The sequence below is a fragment of the Colwellia sp. MB3u-45 genome, from assembly GCF_014077005.1.
Lineage (GTDB): Bacteria > Pseudomonadota > Gammaproteobacteria > Enterobacterales > Alteromonadaceae > Cognaticolwellia.
In genome coordinates this window covers 143010-165185 of the sequence record NZ_JACGVC010000038.1, presented here as the reverse complement: position 1 = coordinate 165185, position 22176 = coordinate 143010, and the positions used below count along the sequence as shown (strand labels likewise).

Sequence of the window (22176 nt, the reverse complement as noted above, 5' to 3'; positions counted from 1 at the left end):
TCATTTTTACTGGTTAAAATAACCAACTACTGCGTTATTTATTTAATAATTAGAACAACTAGTTATTAAAATAAATGCCTTATATTTGGCCATTTTTCCTGCGTATAAAGTAGACCACCTAATTAATGAAATAGGTATTAAACAATTTTTTGTATGAGGTGAAATTATGTCATTTAATATAGCATTGAGCGGATTAAACGCAGCTCAGAAAGACTTGGATATAACATCCAACAACATTGCCAATGTAAACACCACTGGCTTTAAAGAATCACGAGCAGAGTTTGTTGACGTTTATGCGGCTTCACTTTTATCAGCCGGTAAAACTAAAGTCGGTGACGGTGTTTTGACGGCTGATGTGGCGCAACAATTTTCACAAGGTAGTATTAAGTTTACCAACAACTCCTTAGACTTAGCGATTACCGGTAACGGATTTTTTGCTACCGTACCAGAAATCGGGAGTTTAGAAACCTCATATACCCGAGCGGGTCAGTTTAAATTGAACCAAGACAATTTTATTGTTAATTCTCAAGGTGGGCACTTATTGGGCTTTCCTGTTAATGGCGACGGTTCATCAACCTCAGTAAGTTTAAGTACCGCTGAGCCTATTCGTATCCCAACCGCCTCAGGTGCACCACAGAGAACCTCAGAAGTTGATGTGCGAATGAATTTACCCGCAGGTGAAGCCTATATTGAAGGAGCGCCAAAAAACTTTAATTCAGCTGATCCAGCAACATTTAATCATTCAACATCAGCAACGGTATTTGACTCATTCGGTGACAGTCATATTATGACTTATTACTTTGTCAAAGATAATCCAGCGAACAGCCCCAATGAGTGGATGATGTTTACCGCTGTTGATGACGAGATGGTTGATTTAAAGGCTGATCCTGGACAGACTAACCCGATTGCAGGGGCAGAGTCTAAACCGCTATCTGATCGGGTATTACCTACACCGCCTTACGATGGGGTAGAGACCGGAGTTGTTGGTGCCAAATTGAAATTTAATTCAGTAGGCGATTTTACTGGCATAGTGCCAAGCTTAGATGACGGCGGATTAACGACTCTCGCTCTTGGCGGCACCATCTTATCGAACGGTGCAGATCCTGAACAGACCATCAGTGTTAACTTTAATTTAGATACCTCAGGTCCGAATCCAAATGAACCCACACAGTTTGCTTCCAGCTTTGAAGTCACCTCTTTACAACAAGATGGACTAGCGGTTGGTCGATTAACCGGTATTGATATCGGCGGTGATGGTTTGGTCAGGGCGATATACAGTAATGGCACTTCAGAGCCTTTATCACGTATTGCGATGGCAAGTTTTGCCAATGAACAGGGCTTAAAACAGGTTGGCAGCACCGGCTGGAAAGAAAGCATTACTTCTGGAGAAGCGCTAGCGGGTGAAGCGGGTGCTGGTACCTTTGGTTCGATAAGTTCTTCAGCATTAGAGCAATCGAATGTTAATTTAACCTCTGAGTTAATTGACTTGATCTCGGCGCAACGAAATTTCCAAGCTAACTCTAGAGCACTCGAAGTGGATAATCAGTTAAACCAAACCATTTTACAAATTCGTTAATCTCAATAGTGGTTAATCTCAGTAGTGGTTAAGAGCAATAGACAATAATTGCTCTTAACTACCAGATTAATTTATAGCACTCAGCGCTAGTTATTGAGCCTAATGAAGTTAAAAAGCCAGATAATCATCCATTGATATCTGGCTTTTTTATACTCAGGACGAGCAGCCTGTAAAGCGTAGCTGTCAGTAAAAATCTTTTAGTAACAAGCTTTCAGCTGTCAGTGAAAGCTTGCTGTTAGTAAAAAAGTCATAAGATCATGAGCTTAATACCATTCGTATTGCACCTTATTAACCCTTCTTAATTTTTGGCACTTTATTTGCAACAGTTTCAATATTATTAATATTATTGAGTGAAGTTCATTATGGATAAGATGCTGTATATCGCCATGAGTGGTGCAAAGCAAAACATGCAAGCCTTATCAGTCAATGCTAACAACCTCGCTAACGCCAAAACTACGGGCTTTAAAGCGGATCTAGCCAATGCTAGATCCATGCAAGCTTTTGGTGAAGGCCTGCCTTCTCGGGTATTTTCAATGACCGAACGAGCAGGCCAAAACTTTGACACTGGTGCTTTATTGACCACAGGACGTGATCTTGATATTGCCATTAAAGGCCAAGGTTGGTTAACGGTACAAACCGAAGATGGTAATGAAGCCTATACCCGCAATGGTCAGTTGAAGTTAAACGACAACGGGGCACTTGAAACCTCAAGAGGTGACATAGTGATTGGCGACCGTGGGCCAATTTTTTTACCTTTACCTGTGAGTAATATCAATATCACGTCTGACGGCACCATTATGGTTCAGCCTGAAGGAGCGCCAAGCTCTGCTCAAGAAGAAGTCGGCAGAATTAAATTTGTTAAGCCAGATAATCGCTTCCTAGAAAAAGGCAGTGATGGCTTATTTCGTCGTCAAGACGGCAACAATGAACCGGCCGATGTCACGGTAAAAGTGGCGAGTGGGGCATTAGAGTCGAGTAACGTAAACCCTATTAGTGAAATGACCGATATGATCGCGCTGCAGCGTCAATTTGAAATGCAGTTAAAAATGATGAAAACCGCAGAAGAAGTTGATGCAAGTGCAGCTTCGTTATTAAAAGCGTTCTAAATAAAATTTTTCGAGGTGATATATGAACCCAGCATTATGGATCAGTAAAACAGGCTTAGACGCCCAAACCAAAGAGATTGCGGTTATTTCCAACAATCTAGCCAACGCCAGTACCATTGGTTTTAAAAAGAGTCGCGCGGTATTTGAAGACTTACTTTATCAAAATATTAACCAGCCTGGTGGGCGTTCAGCACAAGACACTGAAATGCCGTCAGGGTTAATGTTAGGTGCGGGTACCAAAGTGGTAGCCACACAAAAAATTCACACCCAAGGTGACATGCTTAATACTGACAATGCCTTAGATCTGATGATCCAAGGTGAAGGTATGTTTGAAATTTTAATGCCTGACGGCTCTTCTGCTTATTCACGTAATGGTCAATTTACCATGAACGATGAAGGCAGCATAGTGACCCCAGGCGCGGGTTATTTAATGCAACCGCAAATAACCGTGCCAGAAGATGCCTTGAGTATTATTGTTTCGCAAGACGGCGAAGTCTCTGTCACCTTGCAGGGCCAAGCTGAACCCGCTGTAGTCGGACAAATTAATACCGTTAACTTTGTCAACCCAACTGGATTACAGCCCATCGGGCAGAACTTATACATAGAAACTGCAGTAAGTGGTGCGCCACAAGAGGGTGTACCAGGTTTGGCGGGTTACGGCATGATAGTGCAAGGTGCGTTAGAAACCTCAAATGTTAATACCACCGAAGAGCTGGTTAACCTGATTGAAAGCCAACGAGTTTATGAAATGAACTCGAAAGTCATTTCGGCGGTTGACGAAATGCTTAGCTACATTAATCAGCAACTATAACGTTGAGGAAGGTATCATGAAAAGCACCCGAACTTCGTTATTAAGCACAGTATTTACCGTCAGTATGGTCGCGCTATTACTCACGGGTTGTGCTAGCACTAAACAAGAAAAAACATTGCCTAATGATCCTGATTTTGCCCCCATTTTACCAGAAATGGAGGATAAACCTTTAGTGCCAACGGGCTCTCTTTTTAACGTCAATTATGTCAATAACATCTATTCAGACTCTAAAGCGCATCGGGTTGGCGATATTATTTCCGTGATTTTAAGTGAAAGTACCCAAGCGCAAAAAAGTGCCAAAACAGAGTTTAAAAAAGCCAATAGTGCCACGCTTAATCCTATTACCGGTTTTGGTGGTGCAGCGGTAAATTTCAACAACAAAGCCATACAATTTGGTTACGACCAAAGCTCAGATTTTAAAGGTGATTCAAAAGCTAATCAGGGCAACAGTTTAGCTGGCAATATTTCGGTGCATGTCTTGAGAGTTTTACCCAACGGTAACTTGATGATCCGTGGTGAAAAATGGATGTCATTAAATAATGGTGATGAATATATTCGCTTAACGGGTATTGTTCGTTCGCAAGACATCAGTTCAGATAACACAGTTACCTCGAGTAAAGTGGCGAACGCCCGTATTGAATATGCTGGCACCGGCACATTCGCTGACGTGCAAGAGCAAGGCTGGTTGTCGAAGTTTTTCAATAGTTCATGGTGGCCTCTTTAGTAGGATCATAGCAGTAGGATAAGAGAATGAAAAAATATTTAGTTAGCTTTGCTTGTTTAACCTTGATGCTTTTATTACCAGCAGCCAATGCCCAACGTATTAAAGACTTGGCTGATGTTGCGGGTGTGCGCAGCAACCAATTAATTGGTTATGGTTTGGTGGTGGGTTTGCCAGGTACGGGTGAGCAAAGTCCTTTTACCGAGCAAAGTTTTAAAACCATGTTAAGCAATTTTGGCATTAAAATGCCGGCGAATTTAAAACCAAAAATTAAAAATGTCGCTGCTGTGGCGGTCCATGCTGAATTACCTGCATTTGCCAAACCAGGACAAACCATTGACGTTACCGTGTCGTCTATGGGTAGTGCACAAAGTTTACGTGGCGGTACCTTAATACAAACTATTTTAATGGGACTAGACGGTAATGCTTATGCGGTTGCCCAAGGTAGCTTGATTGTGAGTGGTTTAGGCGCTGAAGGCTTAGACGGCTCAAAAGTGATTGCTAATACCCCCACCGTAGGTCGTATCGCCAATGGTGCTATGGTTGAGCGCGAAGTATTATCGCCCTTTGCTTCAGGTGACCATATTACTTTTAATCTTCATAACGCTGACTTTACCACCGCAAAGCGCCTTTCTGACACCATTAATAACTTAATTTCTGGCTCAGCACGCGCCATTGACGCTGCGTCGGTACAAGTGACTGCGCCCAGAGATGCTGCGGATCGGGTGAGTTTTTTGTCAGTATTAGAAAACTTAGAGTTTGAACCTGGCTCGCCAGCGGCAAAAATTATTGTTAACTCACGCACAGGTACTATCGTTATTGGCGCTGATGTTCGCCTATTACCTGCGGCCATTACCCATGGTGGCATTACCGTCACTATTAATGAAGTGGCTGCTGTTGCACAGCCTAATGCCTTTGCTGAGGGGGTAACGGTAGTGACTAATCAATCGATTATTGACGTTAAAAAAGATGACTCACGGATGTTTGTTTTTGACCCCGGCGTTACGCTAGACGCACTTGTACGTGCTATCAACCAAGTAGGCGCTGGCCCTGGTGATGTTATGGCGATATTAGAAGCCCTAGACCAAGCCGGTGCATTACGTGGAGATTTGATCATTATTTAATGAACAAATAAAGCTTATGACAACACGTATTGCAGACGCACAAAACTTTTTAGACGTTAATGGCTTAAACTCGATTCGCCAAGACGCGAAATCGGGTGATAAAGCCGGTAAAAAAGATGCATTAGATCAGGCCGCTAAACAGTTTGAAGCTATTTTTATGCAAATGCTGATGAAAAGTATGCGTAAAGCGCAAGAAGTGTTGGAGTCTGACAGCCCATTTAATTCAGAATCGACAAAATTTTATCGTGACATGCATGATCAACAAATGTCACTAGAGTTGTCCAATAATGGTGCCTTAGGTCTTTCTGAACTTATTGTTCGCCAGCTAGGTGGCGACAGTGAAAACTTTACCCCACATAATATTTTACGCAGCGATGGCAATCTCGATAGTCGTGGCAGTTTGCGTATTAGCGAGCCGGCATTGCTCAGCAATATAAGCACAGTCAATGACTCGTCAGCGCATCAGGATCCTAGTAAAGATCGTCAAACAAATGGCTCTATTGCTGCCCAAGCGGCCAGCATGATGCAAAGCCCAACCTTCGAACAGCCAAAAGATTTTGTGAGCGCCTTAACCGCTGATGCTAAACGTGTACAAGATAAAATCAACGTACCCTTTGAGGTCGTTATTGCCCAAGCCGCGCTAGAAACCGGTTGGGGTCAAAAAATAATCAAAACCAATTCAGGTGAAAGTTCGAATAACTTATTTAATATTAAAGCAGATAGCCGCTGGGCTGGCGAGAAAACACACAAAGAAACCTTAGAGTTTGAAAATGGCGCTATGGTGAAAAAGCGTGAACCGTTTAGGGTTTACGAATCTATTGGCCAAAGTGTTGATGACTACTTAAATTTATTGACCAAAAGCGAACGTTATCAGGGTGCATTAGAAAATTCGGCCAATGTGGAGCAATTTTTGCATAACCTACAAAGTGCTGGTTATGCCACCGATCCTGATTACGCTAAAAAAATCATAGGAACACTTCGGACAGTAACCAGCTTATTAGATAAATAATAAATAAGTTTACCGCTAATTTCACTGTTGAAATTAACGTTACTGTAGGAGTTTAGGTCATGTCGATTAATCTGTATCAAACTGGTGTTAGTGGTTTACTGTCCGCGCAGCAGCAGTTAGGCACTACAGGTCATAACATTGCTAACGTTAATACTGAAGGTTATACCCGCCAACGTGCTGAACAAGCCGCAGTGGCAGGAAATGCTAACAGCGGTAATTTTATTGGCGCGGGTACTTATGTTCAAGACATTACTCGGATCTACGATCAATTCTCTTATAAAGAACAATTACTCAATAAAAGTAACTTGGGTAATGCGGACTCAATGAGTACAGACCTCAACCAATTAAATCAAATAATGTCATTTTCAAACGAAGCTATTGGCGGCTCTATTGATCGGTTTTATCAAGCGGCTAATGGTATTGCTGACAACCCAAGTGACATTGGTTTACGTAATATCGCGCTCAGCCAAGCCGAGGTATTAGCCAAAGATTTTAACAGCTTAAATGATAATTTAGACCAGCTTGAAAAGTCGACTAACGGCGAAATCGAGCAAATGGCGAATAAAATATCACAAATCTCTCTTAATTTGGCCAAAGTTAATGAACAAATATTAGATAGTAAAAACCTAGATCAAACTGGCCAACCCAATGATTTATTAGACAAGCGCGACCAACTGGTGAGCCAACTGGGCGAATATACCTCGGTAAATACCATTGAAGACTCTAATGGGGTAATGACCGTTATGATCGGTAATGGCGCAACGCTTGTTGCTGGCACCACGGCTTTAACGGTGAGTGTGCAAGCGGGCGATCCTGACCCATTACAAACAAAATTACAGTTAAATAGTCGCAATGGCTCGGTCGCACTTGAGGGCGCTAAGTTGGGTGGCGCTATTGCCGCCAAAATAGAATATCGTGATGAGCATGTTGCCAAAGCGCGCAGCGAACTCAATCGTTTAGCCATGTCAGTGTCACAAACCTTAAATCAAACCCAAGCACAAGGGCTAGATTTAAATGGCAAGCAAGGCCAAGATATCTTTACTGATATTAACAGCACCAGCCTACAAAACTCACGCGTACTCGCCTCATCAAAAAATTCAGGCAGTGTGCAAGCGGGCATAAAAATCACTGACATTTCATTAGTGCCTACCAATGAATTTAGCGTTAAGTATGACGGCTCAGACTATATTATGACCAATGAACTTGATGGCAGCAAAACCACCTTAACCGAGTCACCTTTGGACTCGGGGGTTTACCCAACTGATTTTGGCTTTGAATTTAGCGTTAATTCAGGCACAGCCAATGTAAATGATAGTTTTACGCTGCGCCCAACCGAAAACAGCGCCGCATTAATGCATGTCACGCTTAACGATCCTAAAGGCATAGCCGCAAGCTCTGCCATTTCGGTCGCGGCGAATGATAATAATGTTAGTAATGGCACTGTGAATATTGTCAATGTAACTAACCCAGAAGTTGCCCGCGCTTTTACCGAAGGCAGCAATGAAAAATTAACCCTAGATGTTTATGAAAGTGCGCCAGGCACCTTCGAATACCGGGTTTATAACGCAGCTAATCCACCACCGGCGCCATCATTAGCCAATGGTAACTTTGCCGCTGGCGAGTCAGCGGTTATTGACATGCCACCCTTGCCAGCAACCGCGGCTTTTCAAATAGACATTACCGGTTTACCCGTTGGGCAAGGGCCATTTGCGCGGGAAAAATTTACTATCTCAGATGCTTTTGGCTCAGGTAACGCCAGTAATGCCAGCATAATGGCGGCCACGCAAGAACAACAGATTTTAGGTGGCGGTAAACAAACCTTTAACCAAGCATTAGCCACGGCCACGGCTGATGTAGGGTCAAATGCCAGTTCGGCTGAATTTGTTGCTGACACAGCGCAGGCACTGTACACCCAAGCCTATAACCGCAATCAATCTAAGTCAGGGGTAAATCTTGATGAAGAAGCGGCAAACTTATTGAAATACCAACAAGCCTACCAAGCGTCGTCACAGATAATTTCAGTGGCAAATACCATTTTCGACACATTACTAGCGGCCACTAGATAGGAGTTATTATGCGCGTTTCTACAGCACAGTTTTATATTCAAAGTGGCTTAAAAATGTCTAATCAGCAGTCTAACGTTAACGAACAAGTTAATCACATTTCTAGTGGTAAGCAGGTAATAACCGCCAAAGACGACGCCGTAGCCTATGGCACCTTAGCCGGTTATAAAAATGATTTGGCCAATATTGATAAGTACCAACGTAATATTACCCAAGCAGAAAATCATAACAGTTTAATTGATACCTCGTTAGCCAATGCCGAAGACATTATGAATGAGTTAAAAAACTTAATGCTACAAGCTAATAATGGTGCCTACACAGCGGATGATCTTGCCGCTATTGGCCAACAGGCCAGCCAAAATTTGCAGCAAATACTCGGCATTGCCAATACCCAAGACCAATCGGGCAATTATGCTTTTGCCGGTTACCAAATTGACGATGCCCCGTTTGCTTTACAAGCTGACAACTCGGTGAATTATCGGGGTGATAATGGTGTTAGAGAATTGCAAATAGCCAAAAACGTTACCATAGCGACTAATCAAAGTGGTGAGCAGGTGTTTGAAAAAGTGCCCAATGCTATTGGCGACTTTTCGGCCACTTATAATAACAATACTTCAGGCATAGCGGTTGAACGTGCCGTTGTCGCCGATGCGAGTAGTTATAATAGTGCGGTAAATCCAGCAGACTTTACCTTTGAATTTAGCACAGCCACTGACCTAAGCATTACTGACGGCGCCGGTAACGTGACCAACATCACAGATTACGCACCAGGGCAAACCATTGCCTTTAACGGTATTGAGGTTAAATTAAGCGGCAACCCGTTGCCGGGCGATAACTTCTCGCTAACACCAGAACAAAATGTCGGTGTTTTTGACACAATAAAATCAGCCATTGATTGGATTAACACCAAGGCCGGTAGCGAAGAAGACGCACAAGTACAAGTTGACTTTAATCAAATTCTTAACCAATTAGGTGATGCAATTAACCACCTAACGTCTAGCCGAGCAGAGTCGGGTATTAACTTACAAGTTATCGACCGTCAAAAAAGTAACCACTTAGATACCGAGGTTTACTTGGAGTCAGGTCGAGCTTCAATTGAAGATTTAGATTTTGCCAAGGCCATATCAAACTTTGAACAATCTAAAATTGCGCTACAAGCGGCTCAGCAAACATTCACGCAAGTGCAGGGCTTATCCTTGTTTAACTACATATAAAAATCATACCATCACTTTCTTAGTTGGCATTATTTATGCTTTGTTTAGGTTAGTGATAAAAAACAGCATGAGACTAAATTTAATCTGTCGTTTTTTATAAGTAAAAGAGCAGAGGCTTGCATTAACAAGCTTCTAATTAAAACAAAGTAAATGTATACATTAGGAGTGATATTATGGCTATTTCAGTAAACACTAACGTTACCTCGTTAAATGCACAACGTAACTTAACAAAATCAGGCGAGGCGTTAAGCCAGTCTATGGAGCGCTTATCTTCAGGTATGCGTATTAACAGTGCGAAAGACGATGCCGCGGGCATGCAAATCTCTACTCGTTTAACCTCACAAATTAGTGGTTTAGGTGTAGCACAACGTAATGCTAACGACGGTATTTCAATGGCACAAACAGCAGAGGGTGCATTGCAATCTTCTACTGATATTTTACAACGTATGCGTGACTTGTCTCTGCAATCGGCGAATGGTTCAAACTCTACTTCAGACCGTGAAGCACTACAAAAAGAAGTGTCAGCATTGCAATCAGAGCTAACCCGTATCTCAGATACCACTACCTTTGGTGGCCAAAAACTATTAAGTGGTGATTACGGAACACAGCAATTCCAAGTCGGCTCAGACAGCAATCAAACCATTGGTGTTACCTTAAACTCTTCAGCGGCTGAAGATATTGGTTTAACAGGTAAAGGCATTAATGGTCTTAGTGCTATTACTGGTTTTGCTGGGGCGCGTTCTTCAGCTTTAGAATTTGGCGGTACAGACTCTATTACTATGAATGTTGGTGGCGAGTCTAAAAGCTTAGATTTAACCACAGGAATGAGTGCGGCCAATCTAGCGGGTCAGATAAATGGTATTGATGGCGTCGCTGGTGTAAAAGCTAGCTCTGAAGTTGCCATCAATAATTTTGCTGGTGGTGCCAACTTTGTAGACGCAGTAAAGCTTAATGTGGAAGGTGTGGAAATAAATTTTGATATGGTTACAGATAGTGATACTACAGCGGCTGCTGGTCTGACTGCTATCAACTCATCATCTGTTGGTGAAGCTCTACTTGAGAAAGGTATAGTGGCAAGTATTCAAAGTGACACAAATGGTGATGCTTCATTAGTTTTTACAAATACTACGGGTGACAATATATCTGTGTCTATGCAGATAACCGCTGATGGTACAAATGGTGGTTCAGCTGATATTGTTGGCTATAATTCATCACTTGCTACACCTGCCGAAGTAGGGGCTACTACTTCAGTGAGTGCAGCGTCTGCGAATGCAGTCGCACTTGGCTCTGTTGATGCCACAGGTCGATTAAATTTTGATGATGCGATTGTTAATGCAAGTGTTGGTAGTGCATCGTTAGTGGTTACTGGCACGGGCACAGGAAGTATATTAACAGCTTCTGATGAAGACGCTACCTTTGATGCTTCAACTAGCTTACTTTCTATAGCTGAGGTAGATATCTCAACTACCGGTGGCTCTCAGTCAGCAATCGATGTTATTGATGCCGCATTACAACAAATTGGTAATGAACGTGCTGAGTTAGGTGCGACGCAAAACCGTTTTAGTCAAACTATTGGTAACTTGGCGAATATCCAAGAAAATGCTTCAGCATCACGTAGCCGTATTCAAGATACTGATTACGCGACTGAAACAGCGGTTATGACTAAAAACCAAATATTGCAACAAGCCGGCACCTCAATTTTAGCGCAAGCGAATCAAATACCACAAGCAGCAATTAGCTTAATCGGCGGTTAATAAATATCAGCTTGGTATAAGTTTACTAATAAGATCATTGTAATATTTAAGCCATCCCTGTGCCGTGATGGCTTTTTTGTCACTAGAATGCGTCATGTATTTGCTAATGGTTATAGATTTCAGTCCCTCAACATACATTGCCCTAACTCATAGCTCAAACTACCGAGTAACAACCGCGGGCAGATTAATATCATTTCGAAAATCGCTGAATATCAATAGGGCTGTTATGCCCATGTCACACTACTTGTTATTTAAACTAGGCTAGTGATTAATTATAGTCCTGCTTAAACATTTAAAAGTGGGCAACTGATGTTTTCAGGAATATAAAGCTTGCCTTTTGTAAGGCGATAAAAGGCCTTTTAAAACAATTGGTTATATTCATGGGTGGGAGGGTTTTAGTCACCCTTTTAAAAATAGTCATCTTTTTTATATAAAAAGATTAAAGTTAATTTAACTGCTGCCGTTACTGTTATTAGAACGGGTACTTAATGACACTTTCTTATCAATAATGAAAAGCATCATGTAGGTTCCTGATTTATTAAAATTGTTTAACTAACGTATTACATATTGTAATCAGGAGTTTTAAAAATGGCTATTTCAGTAAACACTAACGTTACCTCGTTAAATGCTCAACGTAACTTATCAAAATCAGGCGAGGCGTTAAGCCAGTCTATGGAACGCTTATCTTCAGGTATGCGTATTAACAGTGCGAAAGACGATGCCGCGGGCATGCAAATTGCTACCCGTTTAACCTCACAAATTAGTGGTTTAGGTGTAGCACAACGAAATGCTAACGACGGTATTTCAATGGCACAAACAGCAGAAGGTGCATTGCAATCTTCTACTGATATTTTACAACGTATGCGTGACTTGTCTCTGCAATCGGCGAATGGTTCAAACTCTACTTCAGACCGTGAAGCACTACAAAAAGAAGTGTCAGCATTGCAATCAGAGCTAACCCGTATCTCAGATACCACTACCTTTGGTGGCCAAAAACTATTAAGTGGTGATTACGGAACACAGCAATTCCAAGTCGGCTCAGACAGCAATCAAACCATTGGTGTTACCTTAAACTCTTCAGCGGCTGAAGATATTGGTTTAACAGGTAAAGGCATTAATGGTCTTAGTGCTATTACTGGTTTTGCTGGGGCGCGTTCTTCAGCTTTAGAATTTGGCGGTACAGACTCTATTACTATGAATGTTGGTGGCGAGTCTAAAAGCTTAGATTTAACCACAGGAATGAGTGCGGCCAATCTAGCGGGTCAGATAAATGGTATTGATGGCGTCGCTGGTGTAAAAGCTAGCTCTGAAGTTGCCATCAATAATTTTGCTGGTGGTGCCAACTTTGTAGACGCAGTAAAGCTTAATGTGGAAGGTGTGGAAATAAATTTTGATATGGTTACAGATAGTGATACTACAGCGGCTGCTGGTCTGACTGCTATCAACTCATCATCTGTTGGTGAAGCTCTACTTGAGAAAGGTATAGTGGCAAGTATTCAAAGTGACACAAATGGTGATGCTTCATTAGTTTTTACAAATACTACGGGTGACAATATATCTGTGTCTATGCAGATAACCGCTGATGGTACAAATGGTGGTTCAGCTGATATTGTTGGCTATAATTCATCACTTGCTACACCTGCCGAAGTAGGGGCTACTACTTCAGTGAGTGCAGCGTCTGCGAATGCAGTCGCACTTGGCTCTGTTGATGCCACAGGTCGATTAAATTTTGATGATGCGATTGTTAATGCAAGTGTTGGTAGTGCATCGTTAGTGGTTACTGGCACGGGCACAGGAAGTATATTAACAGCTTCTGATGAAGACGCTACCTTTGATGCTTCAACTAGCTTACTTTCTATAGCTGAGGTAGATATCTCAACTACCGGTGGCTCTCAGTCAGCAATCGATGTTATTGATGCCGCATTACAACAAATTGGTAATGAACGTGCTGAGTTAGGTGCGACGCAAAACCGTTTTAGTCAAACTATTGGTAACTTGGCGAATATCCAAGAAAATGCTTCAGCATCACGTAGCCGTATTCAAGATACTGATTACGCGACTGAAACAGCGGTTATGACTAAAAACCAAATATTACAACAAGCCGGTACCTCAATTTTAGCGCAAGCGAATCAATTGCCACAAGCGGCGTTAAGTCTAATTGGTTAATTTGATAGGTAGTCGCAGATAACTTTGTCAGGCTAATTAGCTGATAAAGTTAGCGTAATACGAGGAAGGCCTATTTTATAGTACCTTCCTTTTTCGTGTTTCTATCACAGTGTTTTATTTTATTTTATTTCAGTTTAGTTCAGTTTGATATTTTAGGAGTTAATGATGAGTGCCATAAATATTTCAACAGATAATAGTCATAATGTTAATTCACCCGCAATAATGACAAGCTCTGAAAAAGACTTAGCCATTAAAAATAGTTCAATAACATCACAACCTGCAGACAAAGTGCAAAGCGATAAAAAAACGGCTGAAGCAGCCATAAAGCTAAGCGAAGCAGAGCAAAATAATAAAGCTTTAATGACCTCTGATCAGTTAGAGAAAGTGGCGCAAAAATTGCAGGATTTTGTCGGTGAAATGAACAAAGGTTTAGAGTTCTCAGTAGATAAAGCTTCTGGACGAGATGTCATTAAAGTCATTGACAAAAAAAGTGGTGATTTAATTAAGCAGTATCCTACAGAGGAAGTATTAGACCTAGTGGCTAAACTTTCTGAAGCAACTGGTAATTTTATTAATACCGATGCATAGTTACTCAGGCACTAAAGCGCTAGTTACTGTTGTATGATTTTGTGCACAGGGTGCCTTATAACACATAGCAATAAACTTGATTGATGACCGTTGGCTTTATATAGCGGCTAACTGGATAAAACGTGGTGACATATGGCTAATATTACATTTAATGGTTTAGGATCTGGCTTACAAGTAACTGAGATTGTAGAGGCTATTGTAGGTGCGGAAAAAGTGCCTTTTGTATCAAGACTCAACCGCAAAGAAGCGGCAATGACAACCGATATCTCAGCTGTTGGTGCGCTTAAATCGGCGCTACAAAAAGTACAAGACTCCATTTCGAATTTAGCCAATGCTGATAGGTACCAACTACGTGAAGCAAAAGGTAATGATGATTTCATCGCCATGACATCAAATAAAGAGGCTGAAATAGGTAATTACTCTGTAAAAGTTGATACCTTAGCTGAAAAGCATAAGCTAATATCTGAAGGTATAGATAGTGAAGACGTTGTGGGTGAAGGTACGCTAACCATTAAATCTGGCGAGAACAGTTTCGACATTACCGCTTCTGATACCGCAACACTAGCTGATATTCGTGATGCCATTAACGATAGCAGTGATAATGAATCAGTTATCGCGACCATTATCACCGATGATAACGGACAACATTTAGTGTTATCGAGTAAAGAAACCGGGGTTGCAAATGCAATTACTGTCGTTGTTGATGATGTTAGTGATGGTCAAAATACCGATAATCAATTTCTTTCACGTTTAGCTTATGATCCTGACACAAATTCTGCCAATTATTCACTAAGCATGAATGAAGTTACACCAGCCGTTGATGCGCAAATAACCATTGACGGTACCTTAGTCGTCACTAATAGTACTAACACCTTTACCGACGTTATTGACGGTGTTGATATAACAGCCAAGAAAATCCATACAGTCGATGATGATTTAAGCCGTGTTACTTTAAGTGAAAATAATGCCAATGTTGAAGCTGGGCTTAACCAGTTTGTTAAGAATTATAATGAACTCTTAACGTTAAGCAAAGCCTTAGGTCAAGCAAGTGAAGCAAGCTCAGGCCCATTAGCGGGAGACTCTCTTTTGCGTGGCGTTATGAGTAAATTACGTCAGCAAATAAGTACTCCCTTTGAAACCAGTGGTGGTGATACCTTATCACTATCGCAGTTAGGTGTTCGAGGTGATCGTGAGGGCGTATTGTCGTTAGATAAAAGTGATTTAAATGAATTCATAGCACAAGATGTTGATGGCGTACAAAACTTTTTTGTTGGCTCTGACGATACTCCTGGCTTTGCCGCATCAGTTGATACTTTAATGAAGTTTTATACTGATTCTGATGGCTTAATTCAAAGCCGTATTGATGGTAAAAAAAATCAATTAGAAAGTTTAGATGATGACCGTCTCGCTTTTGGTCGAAAAATGGATAGTTTAGAAGACCGCTTATATCAACAGTACAACGCTATGGATTTATTAGTTGCCAATTTAAATGCTACCGGGAGCTATCTCACCGCGCAATTGGATAATATGCCGGGTGTAGTAAAACAAAACAAGTAATTGACCTAGCGGTGAATAATAAAGGTTAATGACCTTGATAATGTACCTGTTTAATAAAATAAAAAATAACGATTTTTGAAGCCAGTTCAATTGGTTTATAAGAAAATAGCAACGCTATAATAAAAATTCGTCGCTTGGTAGCTAATTCAATTACCTTGTGACTTTTCTTTACCGTCTATTATGCACACCTTAATTATTTCCTTGACGATACCTTTAATTACGTTAGTAGTTGCCATATAAATCAGTACTCAAGCGCTTTTATTTACTGATTGTTGTCGGCTTAGGCATTAAATGACACTAGATCACACTATTACTGGTCAGTGGCTTTGTAGTTTACATAACATACGCCTGAATTTTTACCAAAGCAGGGTGCTAATTGCTTGCTAGTGAAAGTAGCTTCAGTATGAATTATTTCTACATGAAGAAGTGACATTATACTGCGCAAATTAACTTGCCCGTTAATACTTTTGATAAGATTTAGATATCTTTTTTCTTTTTTTAAGTCTAATGACGTGCTCTGCTAAGATCTGTTTGCAGACTTCGGAATGTTTCGATAACTCAGTATCAAGTGGGATCATTCTATTTAATAAGTTAAGCTCTTTTGATATTTCTTCATGGGTGTTTTGCTCAAATAAACAATGGATTAAACGATGTCTTGTCGCTACTAATTCAATTAGTTCTTGATCTGTTATTAATCCGCTAGAATTAGAGTCATCGTTATTTGATGCGTTAATATCTGTTTTAATTTCTTTAAGTTTATTTTGCATAGTAAGTAAATGCGACAGTAACTGCCGCGATACTTCATTGATTTTCTCAAGTTGCTGTTTAGTATCATTGAGCACTAAAAGCTAACCTGATTGTGGTTTTCAAGTGGAATACTATCCCAGCCTGATTTGATAGGAATTAATATTTGCGCCACTTCATTGAGTTTATCAATATCGTTGTTAGTGCTTGCTAGCAGTAACTGTTCTGAACAATAAAGGTAGAGCGATGCTAAGTTATTCGATATTTCGCCACCTTGTTCGAAATCAATTGAGGCCTCTAATACCCCAATAATGGCAATGGCATTTGATAACTCTGCGCCTTTCTTCTCGTAATTTTTTTGCGTTATAGCGCCTTTTGCGGTGGCAATGTTATCAAGTAACTTTTGAAATAACATGGCAACCAACTGATAAGGCGAAGCTTCTTGAGCGGTGCTTTTGTTAACTTGTTGATATTTTTTTAATGACGCGTGAATCATAGGTATTCCCTTCTCATTTAATAAAATTATTAAATCTGAGTGTTATAAATTATATCAAGGCCTGGTTATTTACCGTTACAGCAAAGCCTTCATTTTTAGCTTTTTCGTAGGCGGCTTTTAAAACAGCATGCTCAATATCGTTTAGATCTTCAACAATACCGTTATTAGTAACCTCAATATTATCCCAGCCCCGAGTGACTAAGTAATCTTCTATTTGGATGAGCTGATCTTCTAGCGGCATATTTACTGAGAACATATTGAACTCATGTCGGTCGCCTTTTTGAAAGCTGCCATTATCTTTCATAAGCTCAGCTGTACCGTTAATAATTAACATCGAATATTCCTATTAAATTTTATTTCTAATCGTGTTGCTCAGACAAGCTTATTTCATGCCACTTTTGATTTAGACTTAAAAAAAACAGTATTGTAATGAAATATAAGCAATTATCTGCTTGTTTAAATATAAAAATCATTCAAGTGATTATAGGTAAGCTTAGTTGTTGTTTTTTTGACATGGCGTTAATAGGACCTTTTTTACTTGTGTGCATGTGAGTATTAACCGCAAGCTATTTTCGTTACTTACCCTGTATCGGCTGGCTTCTCTTTTACTTTAACTGACAATAAAATGACAGACAAGTGTCAATTTATTGTTGATTAATCATGACAGCAAGTGAATAATGGCGGCAGCTTATAATAATAAATGACTTGTTAGGCTCTTGCGTAAGATCAAAAAGTAAGGTCAAAAAGCGCAAGATAAGCTAACGTGAAGTCAACCAATACAAAGGCAAAAAATGCAAGAAAAAAAATATATTTTAGTTGTCGATAATGATGCGACAAGACGCCATCAAATAGAAACAGTTTTAGCTTTTGTAGGTGAGTATTTTCATGTTTTTGCTGAAGAAGAAATTGATCAATATCTAGCTGAAGTGCCGAATGTTCTGACCATTATTTTATGTGGTGACGTTTCTGAAAAGTTACAAAATATTATTAAATCTCAGCCAACCTACCCTTTTATTTATCACGATGTTATTGATAGAAAACAACTGAGTGGTTATGTCAATGTGATTGGCGAATTAACCAGACCGCTAAATTATGCACAATTGACCGAGTTAGTGCACCACAGTCACCAATACCATAATAACCTGCCGTCAAAACGTGGTTTTAATCGTCCAAACTCTTTATTTCGCTCTTTGGTGGGTACGAGTAGTGCAATGCAAGAGGTACGATTTTTAATTGAACAAGTGGCCTCTACTTCGGCCAGTGTCTTGATTTTAGGTGAGTCGGGCACAGGTAAAGAGGTGGTTGCGCGAAATATTCATAACTTGTCAGAGCGAAGTAAAGGGCCATTTGTGCCAGTTAATTGTGGTGCTATTCCCGCTGATTTACTAGAAAGTGAGCTGTTTGGCCATGAAAAAGGGGCATTTACCGGTGCTATTTCTACGCGCAAAGGTCGCTTTGAAATGGCGGAAGGCGGCACACTATTTCTCGATGAAATTGGTGATATGCCACAGCCCATGCAAGTAAAATTATTACGTGTATTACAAGAACGAACCTTTGAACGGGTAGGTGGCGCTAAAAGTTTAAAAGCTAATGTGCGAATTGTGGCGGCGACACATCAACATTTAGAAGACATGATTAAAACTAATCATTTTCGTGAAGATCTTTACTATCGATTAAATGTTTTCCCTATCGAAACTCCGTCGCTAAGAGAGCGAAAAGAAGATATTCCACTCTTGTTGCAAGAGCTTATTTCACGATTTTCTGCTGAGCAAGGGCAGTCAGTGCGCTTTACGGAACAAGCGATTGAATCGTTAAAAGAGCATACCTGGGCCGGTAATGTGAGAGAACTCTCCAATTTAATTGAACGTATGATTATTATGTATGGCGAGCAGGTGGTGAATGTTGGACAACTACCGTTGAAGTATCAACACTTAGACATAGATGACTATCAACCTGAATATCCTGAAGAGTTACAAGAACGTGAAGCGATTAATGACATGTTTTCAGGTGCTGATTATGACGATGAAGATGAAGAGGAGGCGATGGCACAAACTAGCTCAGCAGATGCGAGCGCTGATAGTGGCAATATCCTTGATGTTTTGCCCAATAATGGTCTGAACCTAAAAGAGTATTTAGCTGATTTAGAAATTTCCTTGATTAACCAAGCCTTAGGTAAAAATGATTGGGTTGTTGCTCGTTCAGCTGAGCTTTTAGGTATGCGCCGTACTACCTTGGTGGAGAAAATGCGTAAATATAATCTCCAGAAAGTCAGTTAATTATTCATTCATAGCTATAAGCGCTAGGTAACAGCAAGACAAGTTAGCGCTGCTTTGTTAGCTTGATTGCGTAAAACGCCCTTGAAATAATGATTATTTCAAGGGCGTTTTACTTTTTAGCACAGCCAATAAAGTCAGTTATACCCATTGTTTAATTCGCATTGTTTAAATAGACATTGTTTAAATACAGATGGTAATAGCGCTTTTAGATCGGCGTTCAGTGTTTTTTTAACGGTTTTATGATGTTAGCCATTTTATTGACAGCCAGTTTTAATCGAAATAATTAGCTTTAGTTGCTGAATAATATCAGTTTAATTGGTTGGCATGCTTAATGCTTTGTTCGAGTGTACTTCTTTACTCGGGTAAAATATTATGGCACTTGCCTATTCGACATCGACCAATTCTTCTTCAGCCCATTCTGCGCTGAATCGTGTAGTAACTTCATTTGATGAGGTTAGTTTTAAACGCGAGCAATCCAATCGACTAGAAAGCGAAAACTACGCGGGTGAATTGGCGTACTTACGTCAACAAAACAAACAACTGCAACACGTTATTGATGTTATGCCAACGGGGATGATCATGCTTGATGGCAACGGTATTGTGGTGAAAATTAATGACAGCGCTAAACGTTTGCTTGATGAGCCCATTTTGGGTCAACCTTGGTTTGGTGTAATTAAACGCTCTTTTAAACCCCGCGCTGATGATTGGCACGAGGTTTCGCTAAATGATGGTCGCCGGGTAAAATTAGAAATTACCACTTTAGGCGGTCAACCTGGGCAGTTGATCATGATCACTGACTTAACCGAAACGCGACTTTTACAAGATAAGCTTGGCCAATTACAGCGACTATCGTCTTTAGGGCGTATGGTGTCAAAATTGGCTCATCAAATTCGTACACCATTATCGGCTGCCATGTTGTATGGCGCTAATCTACGCAATAAAAAACTCAGCCAAGAGGCACGGGGTAATTTTCAAGACAAATTAATGTTACGTCTACATGACTTAGAGCAGCAAGTTAATGACATGCTGTTGTTTGCTAAAAGTGGCAGTAAAGCGGTTGTTGAACCGGTTAATATTAACCAACTGATTGAGCAAGCCAAGCAAGTCATTGAGCCGCAAGTGAGTCAAGCTGGCGCAAAAGTTAATCTGCATTTTTGCCAACAAGGCTGCGAGATTTTAGGCAATGTGAGTGCCTTGTCGGGGGCAATTCAAAACTTAATACACAATAGTTTATCTGTCATTAAAGCCGATGCCGTTATCAACATTAGTGCTTACTGTCAGGGCGAATATGCCTACATTAGTGTCCGTGATAATGGTCCGGGCATTAGTGGCGAGCTAGCCGATAAAATATTCGAACCTTTTTATACCTCAAGAAGCCAAGGCACAGGTTTAGGCCTAGCGGTGGTAAAATCTGTCACTAATGCACACCAAGGTGAAGTGAGCTTGTTAAGTCAGCCAGGTGAAGGGGCACATTTTTGTATGAAAATACCCTTACTGGTCAGTGAAGAGACTAACGCGGCATTGACTGAGCATGAAAATGAGGCACTTTTGTTTAAGGAGCTTAGTCATGAGCACAAGTAAAATAATGGTTGTTGAAGATGATGCCGGTCTTAGAGAGGCACTGGTTGATACTTTGCTGTTGGCGGGCTATCAATGTTTAGCCGTAGACTCAGGCGAAGACGCACTGATAAAACTCAAGTCGCATAACGTCGATTTAGTGGTGAGTGATGTACAAATGGGCGGCATGTCAGGACTGTCGTTATTGAAAAGTATTCGCCATAACTATCCAAAATTGCCGGTATTGATCATGACCGCGTATGGCACTATTGATGATGCTGTACAGGCCATGCGAGACGGTGCACGCAATTATATGGCCAAACCCTTTGCGCCAGAAGTTTTACTCAATATGGTCAGTCAGTATGTGCCGTTACAAGTGAATGATGGTGGCGACCCTATTGTGGCTGATGCGCAAAGTCTTGAGTTATTAAAGCTCGCCAAAAAAGTGGCAAATACTGACGCCTCTGTGATGGTTTTGGGACCTAGTGGCTCAGGTAAAGAAGTGCTGGCACAATACATTCACAACTACTCGCCACGTAGCCAAGCGCCTTTTGTGGCGATTAACTGTGCGGCTATTCCTGAAAATATGCTTGAAGCCACTTTATTTGGTTATGAAAAAGGCGCTTTTACTGGCGCTATTCAAGCGTGTCCGGGTAAATTTGAACAAGCGCAAGGCGGCACTATTTTACTTGATGAAATAACCGAAATGGACTTAAGTTTACAAGCCAAAATTTTACGCGTGTTACAAGAGCGAGAAGTAGAGCGCATAGGTGGACGTAAAACCATCAGCTTAGATGTCAGAGTAATAGCCACCAGTAATCGCGATTTAAAAGCCGCTGTGCAAAGTGGTATCTTTAGAGAAGACTTATATTATCGCCTGAATGTATTCCCATTAACCTGGTTGCGACTTAATGAACGTCGTGATGATATTCTCCCCTTGGCGACCCATCTTATTAGCCGTATTTGTCAAAAAGACGGTAATGTTATTCCTGAATTCACCGCGGCTGCGCGTAGTAAATTAGTGGCTTACGACTGGCCGGGTAATGTGCGAGAGTTAGACAATGTTATTCAACGGGCGTTAATTTTACAAAGTGATCGTTGCATTGATGCGAATGATTTATTGATCGATGACTTTGAAATACCCAAGGTAGCAAGTGAGGCAGTAGACGCGGCAAAAAATGACAAACTCGGCAGTGAACTTAAATTACAAGAACATCAAATAATATTGGACACTTTGCATGCTTGTCGCGGCAGTCGTAAAGATGTGGCCGAGCGTTTAGGTATTAGTCCACGCACCTTACGTTATAAAATTGCGCGTATGCGTGATAGTGGTATTAATATCCCACTTTAAGAAAAAATAGGCTTAGTACCTGTTTGTAACAAAAAAACGACGCATTAACGTCGTTTTTTTCGT

The 22176-nt window shown here is 40.8% G+C and carries 18 protein-coding genes; 15 read left to right on the top strand and 3 right to left on the bottom strand.

The features are described from left to right. Positions 1-166: 166 nt before the first annotated feature. The 12 genes from flgE (at position 167) to fliD (ending at position 15689) form a co-directional block, all read left to right on the top strand. Positions 167-1576, top strand: coding sequence for a flagellar hook protein FlgE (flgE, locus tag H4J41_RS03310; RefSeq protein WP_220460826.1), 1410 nt, complete (start codon positions 167-169; stop codon positions 1574-1576). A gap of 362 nt (positions 1577-1938) precedes the next feature. Then, positions 1939-2682: a flagellar basal-body rod protein FlgF gene (gene flgF / locus H4J41_RS03305; RefSeq protein ID WP_182134765.1), complete on the top strand. Its 744-nt coding sequence runs from the start codon at positions 1939-1941 to the stop codon at positions 2680-2682. 22 nt (positions 2683-2704) lie between these two features. Further along, positions 2705-3493: a flagellar basal-body rod protein FlgG gene (gene flgG / locus H4J41_RS03300; RefSeq protein WP_182134766.1), complete on the top strand. Its 789-nt coding sequence runs from the start codon at positions 2705-2707 to the stop codon at positions 3491-3493. 64 nt (positions 3494-3557) lie between these two features. Next, positions 3558-4217 carry a flagellar basal body L-ring protein FlgH gene (gene flgH / locus H4J41_RS03295; RefSeq protein ID WP_404842446.1) on the top strand — a complete coding sequence of 220 codons (660 nt, stop codon included), beginning with the start codon at positions 3558-3560 and terminating at the stop codon, positions 4215-4217. A gap of 26 nt (positions 4218-4243) precedes the next feature. After that, positions 4244-5338, top strand: a complete 1095-nt coding sequence (locus H4J41_RS03290) for a flagellar basal body P-ring protein FlgI (RefSeq protein ID WP_182134770.1) — start codon at positions 4244-4246, stop codon at positions 5336-5338. A 16-nt stretch (positions 5339-5354) separates the two neighbouring features. Continuing rightward, complete coding sequence (gene flgJ / locus H4J41_RS03285) at positions 5355-6347, top strand: flagellar assembly peptidoglycan hydrolase FlgJ (RefSeq protein WP_182134772.1); 993 nt, start codon at positions 5355-5357, stop codon at positions 6345-6347. A 59-nt stretch (positions 6348-6406) separates the two neighbouring features. Then, complete coding sequence (gene flgK, locus H4J41_RS03280) at positions 6407-8413, top strand: flagellar hook-associated protein FlgK (RefSeq protein ID WP_182134774.1); 2007 nt, start codon at positions 6407-6409, stop codon at positions 8411-8413. Positions 8414-8421: 8 nt separating this feature from the next. Next, positions 8422-9624 carry a flagellar hook-associated protein FlgL gene (flgL, locus tag H4J41_RS03275; RefSeq protein WP_182134776.1) on the top strand — a complete coding sequence of 401 codons (1203 nt, stop codon included), beginning with the start codon at positions 8422-8424 and terminating at the stop codon, positions 9622-9624. A 173-nt stretch (positions 9625-9797) separates the two neighbouring features. Next, positions 9798-11378 carry a flagellin gene (locus H4J41_RS03270; protein ID WP_182150446.1) on the top strand — a complete coding sequence of 527 codons (1581 nt, stop codon included), beginning with the start codon at positions 9798-9800 and terminating at the stop codon, positions 11376-11378. Positions 11379-11966: 588 nt separating this feature from the next. Beyond that, positions 11967-13544 carry a flagellin gene (locus H4J41_RS03265; protein ID WP_182150445.1) on the top strand — a complete coding sequence of 526 codons (1578 nt, stop codon included), beginning with the start codon at positions 11967-11969 and terminating at the stop codon, positions 13542-13544. A gap of 165 nt (positions 13545-13709) precedes the next feature. Further along, entirely contained in the window at positions 13710-14132 is a 423-nt protein-coding gene (locus H4J41_RS03260) for a flagellar protein FlaG (protein WP_182134780.1), read from the top strand. A gap of 132 nt (positions 14133-14264) precedes the next feature. Continuing rightward, positions 14265-15689 (top strand): flagellar filament capping protein FliD, encoded by a 1425-nt coding sequence (gene fliD, locus H4J41_RS03255; RefSeq protein ID WP_182134782.1) that lies wholly within the window; start codon positions 14265-14267, stop codon positions 15687-15689. A 458-nt stretch (positions 15690-16147) separates the two neighbouring features. Here the strand turns inward: fliD and H4J41_RS03250 are convergent, their stop codons facing one another. Genes H4J41_RS03250 through H4J41_RS03240 form a run of 3 tightly spaced genes read right to left on the bottom strand, consistent with a single transcriptional unit; the run spans position 16148 to position 17263 of the window. Then, complete coding sequence (locus tag H4J41_RS03250; RefSeq protein ID WP_182134784.1) at positions 16148-16531, bottom strand: hypothetical protein; 384 nt, start codon at positions 16529-16531, stop codon at positions 16148-16150. Further along, positions 16531-16929 (bottom strand): flagellar export chaperone FliS, encoded by a 399-nt coding sequence (fliS, locus tag H4J41_RS03245; protein WP_182134786.1) that lies wholly within the window; start codon positions 16927-16929, stop codon positions 16531-16533. The genes H4J41_RS03250 and fliS overlap by 1 nt, the downstream gene beginning before the upstream one ends. 49 nt (positions 16930-16978) lie before the next feature. After that, positions 16979-17263 carry a hypothetical protein gene (locus H4J41_RS03240; RefSeq protein ID WP_182134788.1) on the bottom strand — a complete coding sequence of 95 codons (285 nt, stop codon included), beginning with the start codon at positions 17261-17263 and terminating at the stop codon, positions 16979-16981. A gap of 457 nt (positions 17264-17720) precedes the next feature. Between H4J41_RS03240 and H4J41_RS03235 the strand changes: the two genes are divergently transcribed. The 3 genes from H4J41_RS03235 to H4J41_RS03225 all read left to right on the top strand — a co-directional run bounded on the left by H4J41_RS03235 (position 17721) and on the right by H4J41_RS03225 (position 22113). After that, entirely contained in the window at positions 17721-19205 is a 1485-nt protein-coding gene (locus H4J41_RS03235) for a sigma-54 dependent transcriptional regulator (RefSeq protein WP_182134790.1), read from the top strand. A 372-nt stretch (positions 19206-19577) separates the two neighbouring features. Next, on the top strand, positions 19578-20786 hold the full coding sequence (locus H4J41_RS03230; RefSeq protein WP_182134792.1) for a PAS domain-containing sensor histidine kinase: 1209 nt from the start codon (positions 19578-19580) through the stop codon (positions 20784-20786). After that, the gene (locus H4J41_RS03225) at positions 20773-22113 is read left to right on the top strand and encodes a sigma-54 dependent transcriptional regulator (protein WP_182134794.1); all 1341 of its coding nucleotides are present in this window, start codon (positions 20773-20775) and stop codon (positions 22111-22113) included. Before H4J41_RS03230 ends, H4J41_RS03225 begins: the two co-directional genes overlap by 14 nt. Positions 22114-22176: the final 63 nt, after the last annotated feature.